The organism is Microbacterium testaceum, assembly GCF_001476285.1.
GTDB lineage: Bacteria > Actinomycetota > Actinomycetes > Actinomycetales > Microbacteriaceae > Microbacterium > Microbacterium testaceum_B.
In genome coordinates this window covers 1-15,838 of record NZ_LDRU01000032.1, presented here as the reverse complement: position 1 = coordinate 15,838, position 15,838 = coordinate 1, and the positions used below count along the sequence as shown (strand labels likewise).

Annotated in this window: 16 protein-coding genes and 2 tRNA genes; 15 read left to right on the top strand and 3 right to left on the bottom strand. The window is 68.8% G+C overall.

What is annotated here, in order from left to right:
* Positions 1–128 precede the first annotated feature (128 nt).
* The 5 genes from NS283_RS06500 (at position 129) to NS283_RS06480 (ending at position 5,184) form a co-directional block, all read left to right on the top strand.
* Complete coding sequence (locus tag NS283_RS06500) at positions 129–1,316, top strand: ferrochelatase (protein ID WP_058596066.1); 1,188 nt, start codon at positions 129–131, stop codon at positions 1,314–1,316.
* 91 nt (positions 1,317–1,407) lie between these two features.
* Positions 1,408–1,950 (top strand): ribose-5-phosphate isomerase, encoded by a 543-nt coding sequence (locus NS283_RS06495; RefSeq protein WP_058596065.1) that lies wholly within the window; start codon positions 1,408–1,410, stop codon positions 1,948–1,950.
* Complete coding sequence (locus NS283_RS06490) at positions 1,950–2,942, top strand: Fpg/Nei family DNA glycosylase (RefSeq protein ID WP_058596064.1); 993 nt, start codon at positions 1,950–1,952, stop codon at positions 2,940–2,942. Before NS283_RS06495 ends, NS283_RS06490 begins: the two co-directional genes overlap by 1 nt.
* A gap of 128 nt (positions 2,943–3,070) precedes the next feature.
* Positions 3,071–3,694: an FMN-binding negative transcriptional regulator gene (locus NS283_RS06485; RefSeq protein ID WP_193752636.1), complete on the top strand. Its 624-nt coding sequence runs from the start codon at positions 3,071–3,073 to the stop codon at positions 3,692–3,694.
* On the top strand, positions 3,691–5,184 hold the full coding sequence (locus tag NS283_RS06480) for an amidohydrolase (RefSeq protein ID WP_058596063.1): 1,494 nt from the start codon (positions 3,691–3,693) through the stop codon (positions 5,182–5,184). Before NS283_RS06485 ends, NS283_RS06480 begins: the two co-directional genes overlap by 4 nt.
* Before the next feature lie 65 nt (positions 5,185–5,249).
* On the opposite strand, the gene NS283_RS06475 is transcribed toward NS283_RS06480, so the two are convergent.
* Positions 5,250–5,735, bottom strand: coding sequence for a Dps family protein (locus NS283_RS06475; protein WP_058596062.1), 486 nt, complete (start codon positions 5,733–5,735; stop codon positions 5,250–5,252).
* 168 nt (positions 5,736–5,903) lie between these two features.
* Here NS283_RS06475 and NS283_RS06470 point away from each other — a divergent pair, with 168 nt between their 5' ends.
* From NS283_RS06470 to NS283_RS06460, 3 genes are all read left to right on the top strand, one after another.
* On the top strand, positions 5,904–6,623 hold the full coding sequence (locus NS283_RS06470) for an alpha/beta hydrolase family protein (protein WP_058596061.1): 720 nt from the start codon (positions 5,904–5,906) through the stop codon (positions 6,621–6,623).
* A complete protein-coding gene (locus tag NS283_RS06465; RefSeq protein WP_058596060.1) occupies positions 6,620–7,162 on the top strand; it encodes a gamma carbonic anhydrase family protein in 543 nt (180 codons plus the stop codon). The genes NS283_RS06470 and NS283_RS06465 overlap by 4 nt, the downstream gene beginning before the upstream one ends.
* A gap of 98 nt (positions 7,163–7,260) precedes the next feature.
* Positions 7,261–9,051 (top strand): hypothetical protein, encoded by a 1,791-nt coding sequence (locus NS283_RS06460; protein WP_058596059.1) that lies wholly within the window; start codon positions 7,261–7,263, stop codon positions 9,049–9,051.
* Positions 9,052–9,104: 53 nt separating this feature from the next.
* Here NS283_RS06460 and NS283_RS06455 read toward each other — a convergent pair whose 3' ends face one another.
* Positions 9,105–10,247, bottom strand: a complete 1,143-nt coding sequence (locus NS283_RS06455; protein WP_058596058.1) for a sensor histidine kinase — start codon at positions 10,245–10,247, stop codon at positions 9,105–9,107.
* 289 nt (positions 10,248–10,536) lie between these two features.
* Between NS283_RS06455 and NS283_RS06450 the strand changes: the two genes are divergently transcribed.
* The 5 genes from NS283_RS06450 to NS283_RS06430 all read left to right on the top strand — a co-directional run bounded on the left by NS283_RS06450 (position 10,537) and on the right by NS283_RS06430 (position 13,887).
* Positions 10,537–11,187, top strand: a complete 651-nt coding sequence (locus NS283_RS06450; RefSeq protein WP_058596057.1) for a response regulator — start codon at positions 10,537–10,539, stop codon at positions 11,185–11,187.
* A gap of 109 nt (positions 11,188–11,296) precedes the next feature.
* Positions 11,297–11,989 (top strand): hypothetical protein, encoded by a 693-nt coding sequence (locus tag NS283_RS06445; protein ID WP_058596056.1) that lies wholly within the window; start codon positions 11,297–11,299, stop codon positions 11,987–11,989.
* On the top strand, positions 11,986–12,576 hold the full coding sequence (locus NS283_RS06440; protein ID WP_058596055.1) for an SdpA family antimicrobial peptide system protein: 591 nt from the start codon (positions 11,986–11,988) through the stop codon (positions 12,574–12,576). The genes NS283_RS06445 and NS283_RS06440 overlap by 4 nt, the downstream gene beginning before the upstream one ends.
* Positions 12,563–13,543: an HTTM domain-containing protein gene (locus NS283_RS06435; RefSeq protein WP_153003297.1), complete on the top strand. Its 981-nt coding sequence runs from the start codon at positions 12,563–12,565 to the stop codon at positions 13,541–13,543. The genes NS283_RS06440 and NS283_RS06435 overlap by 14 nt, the downstream gene beginning before the upstream one ends.
* Positions 13,540–13,887, top strand: a complete 348-nt coding sequence (locus tag NS283_RS06430; protein ID WP_058596053.1) for an SdpI family protein — start codon at positions 13,540–13,542, stop codon at positions 13,885–13,887. Before NS283_RS06435 ends, NS283_RS06430 begins: the two co-directional genes overlap by 4 nt.
* Before the next feature lie 137 nt (positions 13,888–14,024).
* Here the strand turns inward: NS283_RS06430 and NS283_RS06425 are convergent.
* Positions 14,025–14,098 (bottom strand) — tRNA-Gly (locus NS283_RS06425).
* Positions 14,099–14,289: 191 nt separating this feature from the next.
* On the opposite strand from NS283_RS06425, the gene NS283_RS06420 reads away from it, so the two are divergent.
* Positions 14,290–14,363 (top strand) — tRNA-Pro (locus NS283_RS06420).
* 72 nt (positions 14,364–14,435) lie between these two features.
* Positions 14,436–15,838, top strand: a 1,403-nt coding sequence (gene tig / locus NS283_RS06415) for a trigger factor (RefSeq protein ID WP_058596052.1), incomplete at its 3' end; no start/stop codon positions are given.

The window sequence follows — 15,838 nt, the reverse complement described above, 5'->3', positions numbered from 1 at the left end:
GGGTGGATCGCCGCAGAAAGCGCTCTCGCGGATGACGACGAACGCCGTCGGCGACGATGACAACCAGATAAGCCTAGTCACGAGATAACCCGCATCCTGCCCCGTCGAGCAGGTGGGAGGATGTCACCGTGAGCACGACCGACACGGACACCAACCCTGAGACCGTCCTCTACGCGTCGCCCGCCGCGGCGTCCGGACCCAAGTGGGTCGAGACCCCCGTGGCGTACGACGGCATCCTCCTCGCCGGCTTCGGCGGGCCGGAGGGCCAGGACGACGTCATCCCCTTCCTGCGCAACGTCACGCGCGGACGCGGCATCCCCGATGAGCGCCTCGAAGAGGTCGCCCACCACTACCGCCACTTCGGCGGCGTGAGCCCGATCAACCAGCACAACCGCGAACTGAAGGCGGCGCTGGAGGCGGAGATCGCGAAGCGCGGACTGGGTCTCCCCGTCTACTGGGGCAACCGCAACTGGGCGCCGTACCTCGAAGAGGCCGTGACCGAGGCCGCCGAGGCCGGAGACACCACTCTTCTCGCCATCGCGACGAGCGCCTACAGCTCGTTCTCAAGCTGCCGCCAGTACCGCGAGGACTACGCCCGCGTGCTCGAGGCAACCGGCCTCGGCGAGACGGTGACCATCGACAAGGTGCGCCAGTTCTTCGACCACCCGGGCTTCGTCTCGACCTTCGTCGAGGGTGTGAAGGCCGCCGTGTCCGAATTCACGGCGGACGGCATCGCCCCCGAGAAGATCCGCGTCCTCTTCTCGACCCACTCGATCCCCACCGCCGACGCGCAGCGGTCCGGCCCGCGGGACGTGGACTTCGGCGAGGGCGGTGCGTACGAGGCCCAGCACAAGGCCGTGGCGGCGTTCGTCATGGCCGAGGTGGCCGCGGCGGTCGCCGACGTCGAATGGGAGCTCGTCTACCAGTCGCGCTCCGGCCCGCCGACGCAGCCCTGGCTCGAGCCGGACGTCAACGACGTGATCGCGGAGCTCCCCGGCCGTGGAGCGGAGGCCGTCGTGATCGTGCCGCTCGGCTTCGTGAGTGACCACATGGAGGTGCTCTGGGACCTCGACACCGAGGCGATGGAGGCGGCGGAGGAAGCCGGCATCCGGGCGGTGCGCACGCCCACGCCCGGCATCGACCCGGCGTACGTGTCCGGCCTCATCGACCTCGTCGAGGAGCGGTTGAGGGGGACGCCCAAGACCGAGCGGCCGCACCTGACGGATCTCGGACCCTGGTACGACGTGTGCCGCCCGGGGTGCTGCGAGAACATCCGCGCGGGCTTCAAACCGGTCGCCGCGGGCCTGCGGCCCTGACGACGTGATCGATGCCGTCCGTTCTCTCCACGAGAGCGGACGGCATCGTCATGTCCGCCCGGGTGTCGGTGGCCCTCAATAGGATGAGCGCATGCGAATCCACCTCGGCACCGATCACGCCGGTCTCGAATTCTCGACCCAGATCCAGCACCACCTCGCCGCGCAGGGGCACGAGGTCGTCGACCACGGTCCGATCGAGTACGACCCGCTCGACGATTACCCCGCGTTCTGCATCCGGGCCGCGCAGGCCGTCGTGCGCGATCAGGCCGACGGGGTCGAGGCGCTCGGCGTCGTGTTCGGCGGATCGGGCAACGGCGAGCAGATCGCGGCCAACAAGGTCCTCGGTGTGCGCGCGGCCCTGGTGTGGAGCATCGCGACGGCGGAGCTCGCTCGCGAGCACAACGACGCGAACGTGATCGCGATCGGCGCCCGTCAGCACACGTTCGAGGAAGCCTCGTCGTTCATCGACCGCTTCATCGCCACGCCGTTCTCGGGCGAGGAGCGCCACGCGCGCCGCATCGCGCAGCTTGCGGCGTACGAGCAGGACGGCGTCCTGCTGCCCGACCCGCGCGAAGGACGCGCGCAAGCCGACGTCCTCGCGGCCGGCGACTCGTTCGACCCCGAGGCAGGCTGATGCCCGAAGGGCATTCCGTCCATCGCATCGCGCGGCAGTTCGCGCGGAACATCGTCGGCCGCACGGTGTCGGCATCCAGTCCGCAAGGGCGGTTCGTCGAGGGCGCGTCGGTGATCGACGGGCGAGAGGCGATCGACGTGCGCGCGGTCGGCAAGCAGATGTTCCTGGCCTTCGACGGCGACGTGTGGTTGCGCGTACACCTCGGGATGTACGGCGCCTGGGATTTCTCGGGTGAGATCGCCGTCGACGCGACCATCGCCTCGGCGAACGGGCGCATGGGGCACACCAACCAGCGCGGGACCGTCATCGATGACAACCCGATCCTGGATGCCGCCGGCGAGAACTCTCTGAGCTCGATCGGTGCTCCGCGGCGCACACGTGTGCGGATGTCAGAGCAGACCACCGGGCTCGAAGAGCAGGTGGAGTGGCCGCCCCCGGTGGTGGGGGCGGTGCGGCTGCGGTTGCTCACCGAGGCCACGTGCGCCGACCTGCGTGGCCCGACGGCCTGCGTCCTGCAGTCTCCGGATGAGGTCGCCGCGACCATCGCGAAGCTCGGACCGGATCCGCTCGTCGACGACGTGACCGAGGGTGAGGAGCGTTTCGTCGCGACGGTGAGGAAGAAGCCGACGGCGATCGGTCTGCTTCTGATGGACCAATCCGTGGTCAGCGGTATCGGCAACGTCTACCGCGCCGAGATCCTCTTCCGCGCGCGGCAGAACCCGCACACGCCGGGGCGCGATGTGCCAGAGGATGTCGTGCGCGAGATGTGGCGCGACTGGGTGCGGCTCCTCTCGATCGGTGTCGAGACCGGTCAGATGATGACGATGGACGACCTCGACCCCGAGGCGTACCGTCGCGCGATGGCGCACCGCGACGACCGGCACTGGGTGTACCACCGTGCCGGGTTGCCCTGCCGTGTGTGCGGGACGACGGTCCTGATGGAAGAGGCGGCCGGGCGCAAGCTGTACTGGTGCCCGCGGTGTCAGGCGTGACGGGGGCGCCGGGGCCTTGGACAGGCTCAGGGACCTGAGCAGGCGCCGGCAGGGGCTGTGGCGACGGCGCGCCGCGGAGGTGGCTGAGCCTGTCGAAGCCACCGGGACCGGCGATCTAGGCTGAAACGGTGCGTCAGAACCCCAGCTTCGCGATGACCGATGTCAGCGAGCTCCGCCGTCTCATCGCCCATCACCCTTGGGTCACCCTGGTCAGCCAGGGGGATACCGGTCTCGTCGCCTCTCACTACGCGGTCCTCCTCGACGACGACCGCGAAGATCTCACGATCGTCGGCCACGTCGGCAAGCCCGACGACACGATCCTCGGCCTGGGCGAGAAGGAGCTCCTCGTCGTCGTCCAGGGCCCGCACGGGTACATCACGCCGAAGTGGTACGGGGACGTCCCGGCGGTTCCGACATGGAACTTCGTGTCGGCGCACCTCTCCGGCATCCCGGAGCTGTTGAGCCCGGCCGAGAACCTGCGCGTTCTCGAGCGCCTTGTCGAGCGGTTCGAGGGGACCGGCGACGAGGCGCGTGGCCTGTACACGCTCCCGAACGACGTGGCCTTCGTCGAGCGTCTCGAGCGGGGCACCGTGGGTTTCCGGCTCACGCCCACGCGGGTGACCGCCAAGCGCAAGCTGAGTCAGAACAAGGCTCCCGAGGTCGTCGACACGATCATCGCGGGACTCACGGAGCACAATCCCGCCCTGGCGGCCGAGATGAGCCGTGCAGCCGCAGCTCGGGTGCGACCGTGATCGGCGAGAACGTCGGTTTCGTTCGCGCGGTGCGGGTCGCCGGTCCGGGTCGGGAGCTGCTGCCGACCCTCGAACCCGTCGACCTCGTCATCGAGAACGGTGTCATCGCCGACATCGCACCGACCGGCAACCTGAAGCCCACGGGGCTGGTCCTCGACGGCGAGGGCGGATGGCTCCTTCCCGGGCTGTGGGATCACCATGTTCACGTGCTGCAGTGGGCACTGTCCGCCGACCGCGTGCCCCTCGGTGAAGTCGCGTCCGCGCACGATGCCGCCACGATCATGGCTCTGGCGCCCGAAATCGACGGCCGCCGGATCGGCTCCGGCTTCCGCGACGGACTCTGGCCCGATACCCCGACTCTGCGCATGCTGGATGCCACGACGGGCGAGGTTCCGACCTACCTCATCAACGCGGACGTCCACAGCGTGTGGATGAACTCCGCTGCTTTTCGGAGCGAGGGCTTCGAGCCCGTGGCATCCGGGCTCCTCCGCGAGGAGGACGCGTTCGAGATCTCCCGCCGTCTGAACGCGGTGGAGCCCCGAATCGCCGACCATTCGGTCGAGCGGATGGCGAGCGCGGCCGCCGCCCGCGGGATCGTCGGCCTCGTCGACCTCGACATGACCTGGAATGACGAGCCGTGGCAGCGGCGTGTCGCCCGGGGATTCGACACCCTGCGCATCACGTACGGCACGTACCCGCAGCACCTCGACCGAGCGATCGCCGAAGGCCTGCGCACGGGCGACAGCGTACGCGGGGCGACACACGATCTCGTGCGCGTCGGACCGTTGAAGGCCATCACCGACGGCTCGCTGGGAACGCGGACGGCGGCCTGCGCCCATCACTACCCCGGCGAGATCGACAATCACGGCCTGCTGACCATCGCGCCCGACGAACTGGTCGAGATGATGACCAGGGCGACGGCGGCGGGTCTCGAATGCGCCATCCACGCGATCGGCGACATCGCGAACGCGCACGCGCTCGACGCGTACGCGCTGACCGGCGCGGTGGGCACCATCGAGCACGCCCAGCTCGTCGCGCACAGCGACATCCCGCGCTTCGCCCGGCTCGGGGTCGCCGCGAGCGTGCAGCCCGAGCACGCGCTCGATGACCGCGACATGACGGATGCCATCTGGGCCGAGCAGTCCGCTCAGCCCTACCCCCTGCGGGCGCTGGCCGACAGCGGCGCAAACCTGCGCTTCGGATCGGACGCCCCGGTCGCTCCTCTCGACCCGTGGGCGGCGATGGCGTCGGCGGTGTTCCGCACGCGGGACGGACGCGATGCCTGGCAACCCCACGAGCGGGTGGGCATCGAGACGGCGATCGCGGCATCCACCGCCGGCGGGTCGACCGCACCGGCCGAGATCACCCCCGGGGCCCTGGCCGACCTCGTCGTCGTGGGGGCCGACCCGTTCGCCGCCGACGAGAGAGGCCTTCGGTCGATGCCGGTTCGCGCGACGCTGCTCGCGGGCCGCGTCACCCACGGCGCCTGAGTCCGGCCGCGCACGAACGACGAAGGGGGCGGTGCCGAAGCACCGCCCCCTTCGCGCGAAAATTCTTACGCGGCGAGGTGCGCGAAGAGGAACCAGCGGTCCTTGTCGAGGCCGCGCTTGATCTCGATCGCGACGTCCTGGCTCGACATGTCGATCTCATCGAGGCCCTCGATGGCCGCCTCGATGTCGACCAGAACGGCGTCGATGTCGGCGATGACGGCGCGGATCACGACGTCCGACGGGGCGAAGCCGGCGGGAACCTCGGTGGCCTTCGCCTTGGCCGCGACGGTCGAGAGACGGGAGTCGATCGGGAGCCCCAGGGCGACGATGCGCTCAGCGGCCAGGTCGGCCCAGTCCTGCGCGTGAGCGACGACGGAGTCGAGGAGCTCGTGGACGCCGATGAAGTTCGAGCCGCGCACGTGCCAGTGAGCCTGCTTTCCGTTGACGACGAGGGCCTCGAGGCCGATGACGACGGGGGAGAGGAACTGGGCGGTGCCGGCGGCCATCGTGGGGTCGACGGTGGTGGCGGCGGGGGTCTGAACGGTGCTCATTTTCTGCTCCTTCTCGCAGCGAACGAAGTCTGATGGATGTAACGCTACTCACGCGACAGCATTCCGCAAGCAAGTTGAGGCTCGGCTAAATCCCTGATGAATAGGCAATCCTCACCTCACTCGCCGCGTCAGCTGCGCCTTTGGACTCACGCGTGTGAGGATCGGCGCATGCCGCATCACACCCCGCGCACCGAGGCGTATGGAGATCATCCCGACCAGTGGGTACGAATCGTCGGTGACGCCTCCGCTGAGCTCGTCTTCTGCTTCGTCCACGGTGGGTACTGGCGCCCTCGTTACACGGCGGAGCTGATGGATCCGCTCGTCGAGCGGGTCGTCCGGGACGGCCCTGTCGCAGCAGCGGTGAACATCGAGTACCGCCGTGAGGGCGACCCCGCAGCCATGCAGGACGATGTGCGCACCGCACTGCATCGCGTGCGAGAGCTGTTCCCCGACGCGCTTCGCGTGGCGGTCGGGCACTCCGCAGGCGGCCACCTCGCTCTGCTCTGCGCCGACGAGGTCGATCTCGTCGTGGCGTTGGCCCCCGTGACCGACCTCGTGGGCGGATACGGTGCGCGCATCGGGTCCGGAGCTGTCGCGGAGCTGATGGGGGCGTCGCCCGCCGAACGGCCCGAGGCCTACGCCGCAGCCACCCCCCGCCCCACGTCCACGCCCACCCTGGTCGTCCACGGCGTCGACGACGACCGCGTCCCCGTCGACCACGCGAGGGACTTCGCCCGGCAGGCGCGCGATCTGGACGCACCGGTGGACTTCTTCGAGTTCGCCCGCCTCGCGCACATGGATCTCATCGACCCGGACGGACCGCACGTCGCCCTCGTCGCGGCCTGGGTGCGTGGGCACCTGCGCGCCCCACGGAAGGATGCCTCGTGACCATCGCCCCGGACGCCTCGGTCCTCGCCCTGCCCGATGCCGCACCCACCGTGCACGACGACGCGTTCGTGGCATCCGGTGCTCGTCTCGTCGGGGACGTATCGCTCGGCGCCGGCGCGAGCGTCTGGTACAACGCGGTGCTGCGCGGGGACGGGGCCGCGATCGTCGTGGGCGCGCGATCCAACGTGCAGGACAACGTCTCGATCCACGTCGATGCGGGGCACCCGGTGACCATCGGCGAGGACGTCTCGATCGGCCACAACGCGGTCGTGCACGGCTGCACCATCGGAGACGGCTCCCTCATCGGGATGGGCAGCGTCGTGCTGTCGGGCGCCGAGATCGGTCCGGGATGCCTTGTGGCCGGGGGAGCGGTCGTGCTCGAGGGGACCGTGGTCCCGGCCGGGTCCCTCGTCGCGGGCGTTCCCGCGAAGGTGCGGCGTGTCCTGTCGGACGAGGAACGCGAGAAGATCCTGCGCAACGCCGGGAACTATCTGGGCCATTCCGCGCGGCATCGGGGCGCCCGGGCGACCGCCCCGTAAGGCATTTTCATATTCTCGACTTGCTCAATTCACAGGGAACTGCGAAATTGAAGAATCGGCACTCCGGATTGTTGCCGCGCATGGGGGAACTGCGAAAAATGAACACGCGTGAACGCGCTCCGCGTACCCGACGGTTCGGTGTCTTCCTGGCGAGTCTCGCGCTCGTCGTCACGGGGGCGATGGTGGCGCCGCAGGCGGCGTTCGCAGACGATTCATACGTCCCTCCGACGCTGTCGGGGGATTGCACGGTGGATGCGACAGTGACGGTCGATCTCGGAACTCTTCCTCCGAATGCCGTGAAGTCGACCTTCGAGTGGTCGAGTGTGCCGCAGCGCAACAAGTACGGCGATCCGCCGATTCGGTACGGGTCGAGCGATCTTTCGTTCACTATTCCCGCCAGTGCCGGATACCGCGTTCTCTACCCGGGGATCACGTATTGGTACGACGAGGGGGATGGGCTTCTCTACGCGGATGAGGTGAAAACGCCTTCCTGCGTGGTCCAACCCGCGCCGGGAGCCGTGAACACCTCTCCGCCCGTCGTGAACGGCACGGTGCGTGCGGGAGAGACCCTGACGGCGACGCCGGGCGAGTGGTCGGAGACGGACGGCTGGTCGTACTCGTACGAGTGGACCGGTGGTCCCGACCGCCCGAAGAGGGACACGAACAAGCAGAATCTGACCTTGGACGCCGGCTACATCGGCTCCGTCCTCACACTGACCGTCACGGCACACAAGCAGGGATACATCTCGGAACCGGTATCCGTCACGCTTCCGCCGGTGGGGATCGGGGCCGCGCCCGCGCCCACCGACGGCCCGTACGCCCGCGGTTCGGGCCAGGTCGGCAGCCCCTTGCAGGTCGACTACGGAACGTGGGCTCCCTCGAACCTGACGTACACCTGCGGCTGGTACGCCGGGTCGACCCAGCTCTCGAGCGCGTGCTCCGCATACACCCCGGTTCCCGCGGATCTCGGCAAGGACATCGTGTTGAAGGTGACCGGCTCCCGCCAGGGATACGCGGCCGGCGCGGCGCACAGCTCCGCGCCGGTTCGCGTCACGGCCGGCCCCGCGGCGACGGTGACCCGCGCGCCTGCGATCAACGGAACGACGACCGTCGGTCAGACGGTGACCCTGGACCAGGGCGACTGGAACCTCCCGCCGAACGCGAAGTTCTCCTACCAGTGGCTGCGGGACGGGAGCCCGGTTTCGGGACGCACCTCGGGTGCCTACGCGGTCGGCACCGCCGACGCCGGGAAGCGCCTGAGCGTCGTCGTCACCGTGACCGCGGCCGGCTATACCACGGCGACGGCGACCACCTCGCCCACGGCACCGATCGGCAAGGGGCCACGTCCTGTGGCGACGACCGCGCCGAAGATCTCGGGGACCACGTCGGTCGGCAATACGCTCACCGCGACCGCGGGCATCTGGTCCAAGACCGGTCTGACGTTCAAATACACCTGGCTGCGCAACGGCGTCGCGATCGACGGCGTCACCGGCTCGAGTCTGAAGCTCACCTCCGCCGATTTCGGCACGGCGATCTCGGTGCGGGTCACCGCCACCTCGACCGCGTGGGAGACGAACACCGCGACCAGTGCCGCCACCTCGAAGATCGCCCAGGGCGCGGCACCGAAGGTGCTCACTGTGCCGAAGATCTCGGGGGTCGCGGCCGTGGGGAAGAAGCTGACCGTGAGCACCGGGTCGTGGTCGCTCCCCAGCCTCACCTACACGTACCAATGGCTCTCCAACGGGAACCCCATCCCCGGCGCCACGTCTTCGGCGTACACGTTGAAGAGCTCGCAGTCCGGCAAGGTCATCACCGTCAAGGTCGTCGCCACCCGTGCGGGATACGCATCCGGTGCCGCGATCACCGCGGGGACGTCGCCGGTGAAGTAGGGGGGTCGGGTCGCCGTCCCCTCCGACTCTTCGTGCGCTCCTCGCGCACGACCTCAGCGGAGAGGTACGGCGGCCCGCAGCACCCATCCCTCGGGGGTCGGCCCGGCATCGAGGGTTCCCGAGAGAAGGGCGAGCCTCTCCCGGGCGCGCGCCAGCCCATGGCCTCCTAACGCGCTCTCGGCGGGCACTCGGACGCGGGACCGACTGTTGCGTACCTCGAGGGTGACCGACTCCGCGTCTGCCGCCACCGCGATGACCGCTGCAGATGCTCCCGGGGCGTGCTTGATGATGTTCATGGCCGCTTCCGTGATCGTCTCCCCGAGGACCTCCGCGAGGTGAGCGGGGAGCGTGGTCGCGCCCGATACGCTCACGTGCGTCCGGATGCCGGCATCCCGAAGCGTCTGGGCGAGTGCCTCGGCGACTGCCGACACGTCGCCGGGTACCGCTTTCCCCGATCCGACGGGGGAGCGCCCCGGCGCTTCCCTCATGACGGCGAGCAGGGACTGCGCGCTGCGGAGCGCCCGGCTCGCCGAGTCCTCGATCGTCGAGAGCGAGACCTGCCGGGACTGCTCGTCGGGCTGCTTGGGAAGAGCGCGAGCGTGGAACAGGAGCAGCGTCAGATCGTGCGCGATGCCGTCGTGAAGTTCATCCGCGATGCGATCCTGCTGAAGACGGGAGATCTGATCGAAGGCGCGCGCGATGCCGGCGCGCTGGGCGAGCAGCACCTCCTCGCGCGCGGTGAACAGCCTCGCGGTGATCCCCGCGAGCAGAGCGACGACGGCACAGGCGAGGATCCCAAAGACCCCGTTGGTCACGAGCGTCGATTCGGCGATCACGAGGTAGGCGCTCACACCGGCCATCAGCGCGACGTGCAGCACGATGACGGCGGGCGCACATGTCGCCGAGACGAGGACGAGCGCCACGCCGAGCTCGAGGAGGTCGCCTCCGCTGCCGGTGAGAACGGCGCTCGTCCCGCAGATCGCCATGGTCATCAGGGCGGCGCTGAGCGGATGCCACGCGAACAGCGCGAGGCCGGAGTACAGGCCGAGGGCCAGGAGGTCGCCCCGCTCGATCTCCCCTTCGGCGATCATGACGCCGACCTGCGCGCAGACGAGGACGGCGACCACGAGGAGGAGAAGCAACCGGAAGAACGGGTGCAGCTCGCGCGCACGCCAGAAGACCGGCGTCCTCAGCATGTGTACCAGCGAGATCGACGTGTCCTGCTCCAGAGCCCCGGAGGTGCTCGATCCGCGCGAAGGGCGGCTTTCAGGCACAGAACCCCAGGAGCTGGCAGATGATGTCGCCGAGGTCGAGGGGCATGATCGCCCCCGCCTTACCCGGAAGAAGGAAGTCGGATATCACGTCGTTCAGCATGTCGTCTCCTTTGCGTCGCCCTCGACCATACCCGGCCCTCGTGCGCGGCCCGGCGGTGCGGCCGGCTCCCGCGACGCGTTCTCGCGCGCGTCGCGCGGGTAGCGTTGAAGAGTGAACCGGCCCGTACGCGTCCTCGTCGTCGACGACGAAGCCTTGCTCCGGCATGCCCTGCGCGCATTCCTGTCCGCAGACGATCGTGTCGATCTCGTGGGCGAGGCGACCGACGGACATGAGGCGATCACGGCCTATTCCGCGTGCGCTCCCGACGTCGTCCTCATGGACATCAAGATGCCCCGCCTCGGCGGTATCGAGACCACGCGCCGACTCGTCGAGCAGGATCCCCACTGTCGTGTCATCGCCCTGACGACGTTCACGACCGAATGGCGGGCTCTCGAGATGCTGAAGGCGGGCGCGGCCGGCTATCTGGTCAAAGACTCGACGCCCGAGCAGATCGTCGACGCCATCATCGCGGCGTATCAGGGAGATCGCGTCGTCTCGCCCGAGGTGCAGCGGACGTTCGTGCTCGATTCCCTCGACGAGGAGAACCCCCGCACGGCGCCATCGGAGGCCCTGAGCGAGCGCGAGAGAGAGATCGTCGGGCTGATCGCACGTGGTCTCTCCAACGTCGAGATCGCTGAGGCGCTGCACTACGCGGAGAGCACGGTCAAGGCGGACATCCGCAACATCAACCGTCTGTGGCAGGTCGAGAACCGCCTCCAGGTCGTCCTGCGTGCGGCTCAGCTCGGAGTCGTCTCGCTCTGACGGGCGCTACTCGCACTTCGTAGCCCTAGGGCTACACCTGCCTTCTCGCCTGGATTCGGGCACCCGCACGTGGACATCCTGGGTCGGAACATCCATCCGAGGAGGAACGATGAAGAAGCTGCTCACATCCATCGCGTGGGGGACGACCATCGTCCTCGCCGTCAGTGCGGGTACGGCCACAGCCGCTATGGCCACCACCAGTCCCGCTCCCCAGACCCAGCAGGTCGTCCAGAGCGGATACTCGACCGAACAGATGCTGGATGGCATCGTCTTCAACCGGGGCGTGGTCGCCGCCGACCTCGACATCGTCGTCGCTCTCCCGGAGAACATGACCGCCGCGGACGTCACCGAATACGACGACGTGGTGTCGACGCTGCGCACGTCCATGCTGACGCGTGACGCCGACGCTCTCGCGGTCGCGGCCGAGCAGATGACCTCGGGCGACCCGTATCAGGTCGAGACCGCGCTCGCCGCCTACCGAACGAGCTTCGAAGCGGCGATGGATGCCGAATACCCCGGCGTCCGCGAGGACCACCAGATCATCACGCCCATGTGCGGCCTGATCGCGGTCTGCGGCGCCGTCTCCGTCGCCGCGATCGCTCTCGGCGCCGCGATCGCCGTCGTGACGTTCAACGTCGCCGGCGGCGTCAACATCATCTACCTGGAGAACGGGCTGTGGGACGGAAACTCGTTCACCGGCGCGCGGAGCGCGCCCACGGACGAGTCAGGCAGCGAGAAGCCCCAGGGCCTCAGCGCTACCGACACGGTGCGCTTCCTCGCCACCAACCTCGCGGGGAAGTGACCGGCGAAGCACGCGCCCACCGCGCTCCCCGTCGCTGGGCGGTCTGGGTCGCCCTGCTGGTTCCGGCGGTGTTGATCACCGTCGTCGCCGTCGGCTCTGTCGTCGGCAATCGCGCGCGTGCGAACGTGCTGCACCCGCAGGGGCCGCCCCCTGCGGGTGCAGTCGTGGCGGATACGTTCCGTCAGGGGTGGGGCTTCTTCACCCGGGATGCGCGGGAGGATCGTATCGATCTCTTCATCGACATCGACGGGCAGTGGCAGCGGTCGTCCGCGGGGGTCATGGCGACCGCCGATCACCTCTTCGGCGCGAATCGCACACAGCGCGCCTACATGGCCGACGTCGCCTACCTGAGCGCGGAACTCGAAGAGGACGCGTGGGAGGGCTGCGCCGGGGGACCGAACCAGGAGGCGCTCGAAACCTGCTCATCGACGGCATCCGAAACCGTCATCTCCGCCCGACCGATCGCACAGATCCCGTGCGACGAACGGGTCATCGTGACGAAAGAACGGACGATCCCGTTCGCGTACGCAGGTCTCACCGACCAGCGTCAGCTGGAAGTGCAGGTGATCCGCATTGACTGCGATTAGGTCATTCGCCTCGACCCGCTTCACCGCGGCGACGGATGCCATCGTGGCGTGGGGGTCGACGGACCGCCTGGGCCGGTGGGTGCAGGTCGTCCGATCGCTGCTTGCGCTCGGCACCTTTCTGACCCTCGTGGTCAATCCCGCGGCCATCCTGCTGCACTTCCCGACGGGCGTGGTGCCCGACGAGTACTGCGGGGGTGTCCTCGGGCTCGGTGCGTTCTGCGTGTCGCCGTTCGACACCGACACCACTCGGTTGCTCCTCGCGGCGATGTGCGTCCCTCTGCTGATCGGCTTCCTGCCCGCGGTGACCGGTCCGCTGCACTGGTACGCCGCGTTCACCGTCGCCAGCAACACTCTCGGTGTCGAGGGCGGAGACCAGCTCACCGTGAATCTCAGTGCGCTCCTGTGCCTGGCCTCTTTCGTCGACGGCCGGCTCTGGGGCTGGCGACCGCGGAGAAGCGGGGCCGATCGCCCGCTCTCGAACATCTGGGTCGGCGTGATCCTGTTCGCCGCTCGTCTGCAGGTCGCCTACGTCTACTTCGAGGCAGCGATCGTCAAGCTCAGCAACCCGCTGTGGTCGGACGGCACCGCCATGTGGCTGTGGGTGCAGAACGGCGGGTTCGGCGCGACTCCCGCGGTCTCCGCGGCGCTGCAGTCGCTGCTCGCCCACCCCGCGGTCGCGGTGGCGGCGACCTGGGGCACGATCGCTCTCGAGTTGTTCCTCTGCCTCACCATCGTCTTCGCCTCCGCCCCTCGACGCCGCCTCCGCCTGTTCGCGCTCGTGTGCGGCATCCTGTTCCATCTGGCGATCGCCGTCGTGATGGGCTTGGTGACGTTCGGCGTCGTCATGGCGGCGGCCCTGCTGGTGGCGCTGCACCGCGCAGATGATCCCCTGCCCCGCCGCGCGGCGACCGAATCCGCCCCGCAGCGCGAACCCGAAACTTCCATCCTGAACGGAGAACCCCGATGATCATCGCCATCAGTACCGCCATTCCGCTCCTCGCTGCGGGTGTCCTCATCCTGTGGACCGCCTATCGCGCCTACCGGCAGATCCTGCCGATGAACTTCTGGATCGGAATTCGCACGGCGACGACACTCCGATCCGATGAGGCCTGGCGCGCGGGGCACGCAGCCGCAGCGATTCCCATCGCGGTCGGAGGCATCGGCCTGATCGTCGCCGCGGCGGCCGCCGTCTTCGCGGGGGAGGAGTACGCCATCTACGCCGCGATGGCGGGCTGCGCCTGGATCGTCGTCTGGCTGATCATCGGATCCGTCGCGGCGGGGAAGGCGGCGAACCGCGTTCCCCAGGGTTGACGGCCGTTTCCGGAACGGCTCCCGTCGAGCACCCCATCGCGGGTTCGACGGGAGCCGTTTCGACGTTCACGGGAGCGGGGGCGCTCGCGTCGGAAAGCCGGAGGATGGCAGCGAAGAGACCTGCAGATCAGCAGGAGTGGAGGGGATGACGGGAATCGAACCCGCACCATCAGTTTGGAAGACTGAGGCTCTACCATTGAGCTACATCCCCGCGGCGGCGAACCGCAGCGTCGTCCACTCTACTTCACGAGCGGACGTGCTATGAACACCGCGTCGTTCCCGAGTCCCTCCCGTGTCGTCCCGGTCGGCGGGAAACTCCGGATCTCGCGGGCGACAGCCCCCGCGACCTGATCGTCTAGACTCTCAGGGGTCGTTTCGTCGAACGCGCACTGCGCGTCGCCCCGGGGCGTAGCTCAGCTTGGTAGAGCGCCCGCTTTGGGAGCGGGAGGCCGCAGGTTCAAATCCTGTCGCCCCGACGTGACGGCCCCCAGACCACAGGCCTAGCCGGCCCCCGCGTGCGCGCGGGCCACACAAGGAGAACACACCGCATGGTCAACAGCACCGTCGAGAAGCTCAGCCCGACCCGGGTCAAGCTCCACATCACGGTCTCGCCCGACGAGCTCAAGCCGAGCATCGCGCACGCGTACGAGCACATCGCCCGCGACGTGCAGATCCCCGGCTTCCGCAAGGGCAAGGTCCCCGCGCCCATCATCGACCAGCGCATGGGCCGTGGCGCCGTCATCGAGCACGCCGTCAACGAGGGTCTCGACGGGTTCTACCGCGAGGCTGTCGAGGCGCAGGAGCTGCGTGTCATCGGCCGTCCCAACGCCGAGATCGTCGAGCTCCCCGACCTCAAGGACTTCTCGGGTGACCTGGTCGTCGACGTCGAGGTCGACGTCCGCCCCGAGTTCGACCTTCCCGCTTACGACAGCATCACCGTGACCGTCGACGCCGTCGAGGCCGACGAAGCGGGGATCGACGCCGAACTCGACCGCCTGCGCGCGCGCTTCGGCACGCTCGTGACGGTCGACCGTCCCGCCGCGAAGGGCGACTTCGTCGAGCTCGACCTCGTCGCCACGATCGACGGCACCGAGATCGACCGCGCCGAGGGCGTGTCGTACGAGGTCGGCTCCGGCGAGCTGCTCGAGGGCATCGACGAGGCCATCGACTCGCTCACCGCCGACGAGGAGACCACGTTCCGCTCGAAGCTCGTCGGTGGCGACCACGCCGGCGAAGAGGCCGAGGTCTCGGTCAAGATCACGGCTGTCAAGGAGCGCGAGCTCCCCGAGGCCGACGACGACTTCGCGCAGATGGCATCCGAGTTCGACACCATCGCCGAGCTCCGCGAGTCGCTCAGCGAGCGCGTCTCGCAGCAGGCCGTGTTCACGCAGGGCTCCGCCGCGCGCGACAAGTTCATCGACGCCCTCCTCGAGGCCGTCGAGATCCCCGTCCCGCCGCAGCTCATCGAGGACGAGGTGCACAACCACCTCGAGGGCGAGAACCGTCTCGAGGACGACGTCCACCGCGCCGAGGTCACCGAGGCGAGCGAGAAGCAGTTCCGCACGCAGATGGTGCTCGACAAGATCGCCGAAGACGCCGACGTGCAGGTGTCGCAGGACGAGTTGACCCAGTACCTCATCCAGTCGGCTGCGCAGTACAACATGGCGCCGCAGGACTTCGTGAACGCGCTGCAGCAGGGCAACCAGCTCCCCGCGCTCGTCGGCGAGGTCGCCCGCAACAAGGCGCTCGCGATCGCGCTCGGCAAGGTCACCGTCGTCGACACCAACGGCAAGCCCGTCGACCTGACCGGATTCGTCGCGGTCGAGGGTGAAGAGGCTGCCGCGGAGGACGAGGTCGTCGGAGAGGCGCAGGAGATCGCGGATGCCGCGGCCGACGCCGACGCCGTCATCGACGCCGAAGAGGCCCCCGCCAAGGCTCCGGCCAAGAAGCG

Bases quoted from the DNA above. Each gene is read 5' to 3' on its own strand.
- NS283_RS06455 (WP_058596058.1), bottom strand. From the start codon at position 10,247: ATGCTGAGGACGCCGGTCTTCTGGCGTGCGCGCGAGCTGCACCCGTTC.
- NS283_RS06460 (WP_058596059.1), top strand. From the start codon at position 7,261: ATGAACACGCGTGAACGCGCTCCGCGTACCCGACGGTTCGGTGTCTTC.
- NS283_RS06490 (WP_058596064.1), top strand. From the start codon at position 1,950: ATGCCCGAAGGGCATTCCGTCCATCGCATCGCGCGGCAGTTCGCGCGG.
- NS283_RS06430 (WP_058596053.1), top strand. From the start codon at position 13,540: ATGATCATCGCCATCAGTACCGCCATTCCGCTCCTCGCTGCGGGTGTC.
- NS283_RS06495 (WP_058596065.1), top strand. From the start codon at position 1,408: ATGCGAATCCACCTCGGCACCGATCACGCCGGTCTCGAATTCTCGACC.
- NS283_RS06475 (WP_058596062.1), bottom strand. From the start codon at position 5,735: ATGAGCACCGTTCAGACCCCCGCCGCCACCACCGTCGACCCCACGATG.
- NS283_RS06470 (WP_058596061.1), top strand. From the start codon at position 5,904: ATGCCGCATCACACCCCGCGCACCGAGGCGTATGGAGATCATCCCGAC.
- NS283_RS06445 (WP_058596056.1), top strand. From the start codon at position 11,297: ATGAAGAAGCTGCTCACATCCATCGCGTGGGGGACGACCATCGTCCTC.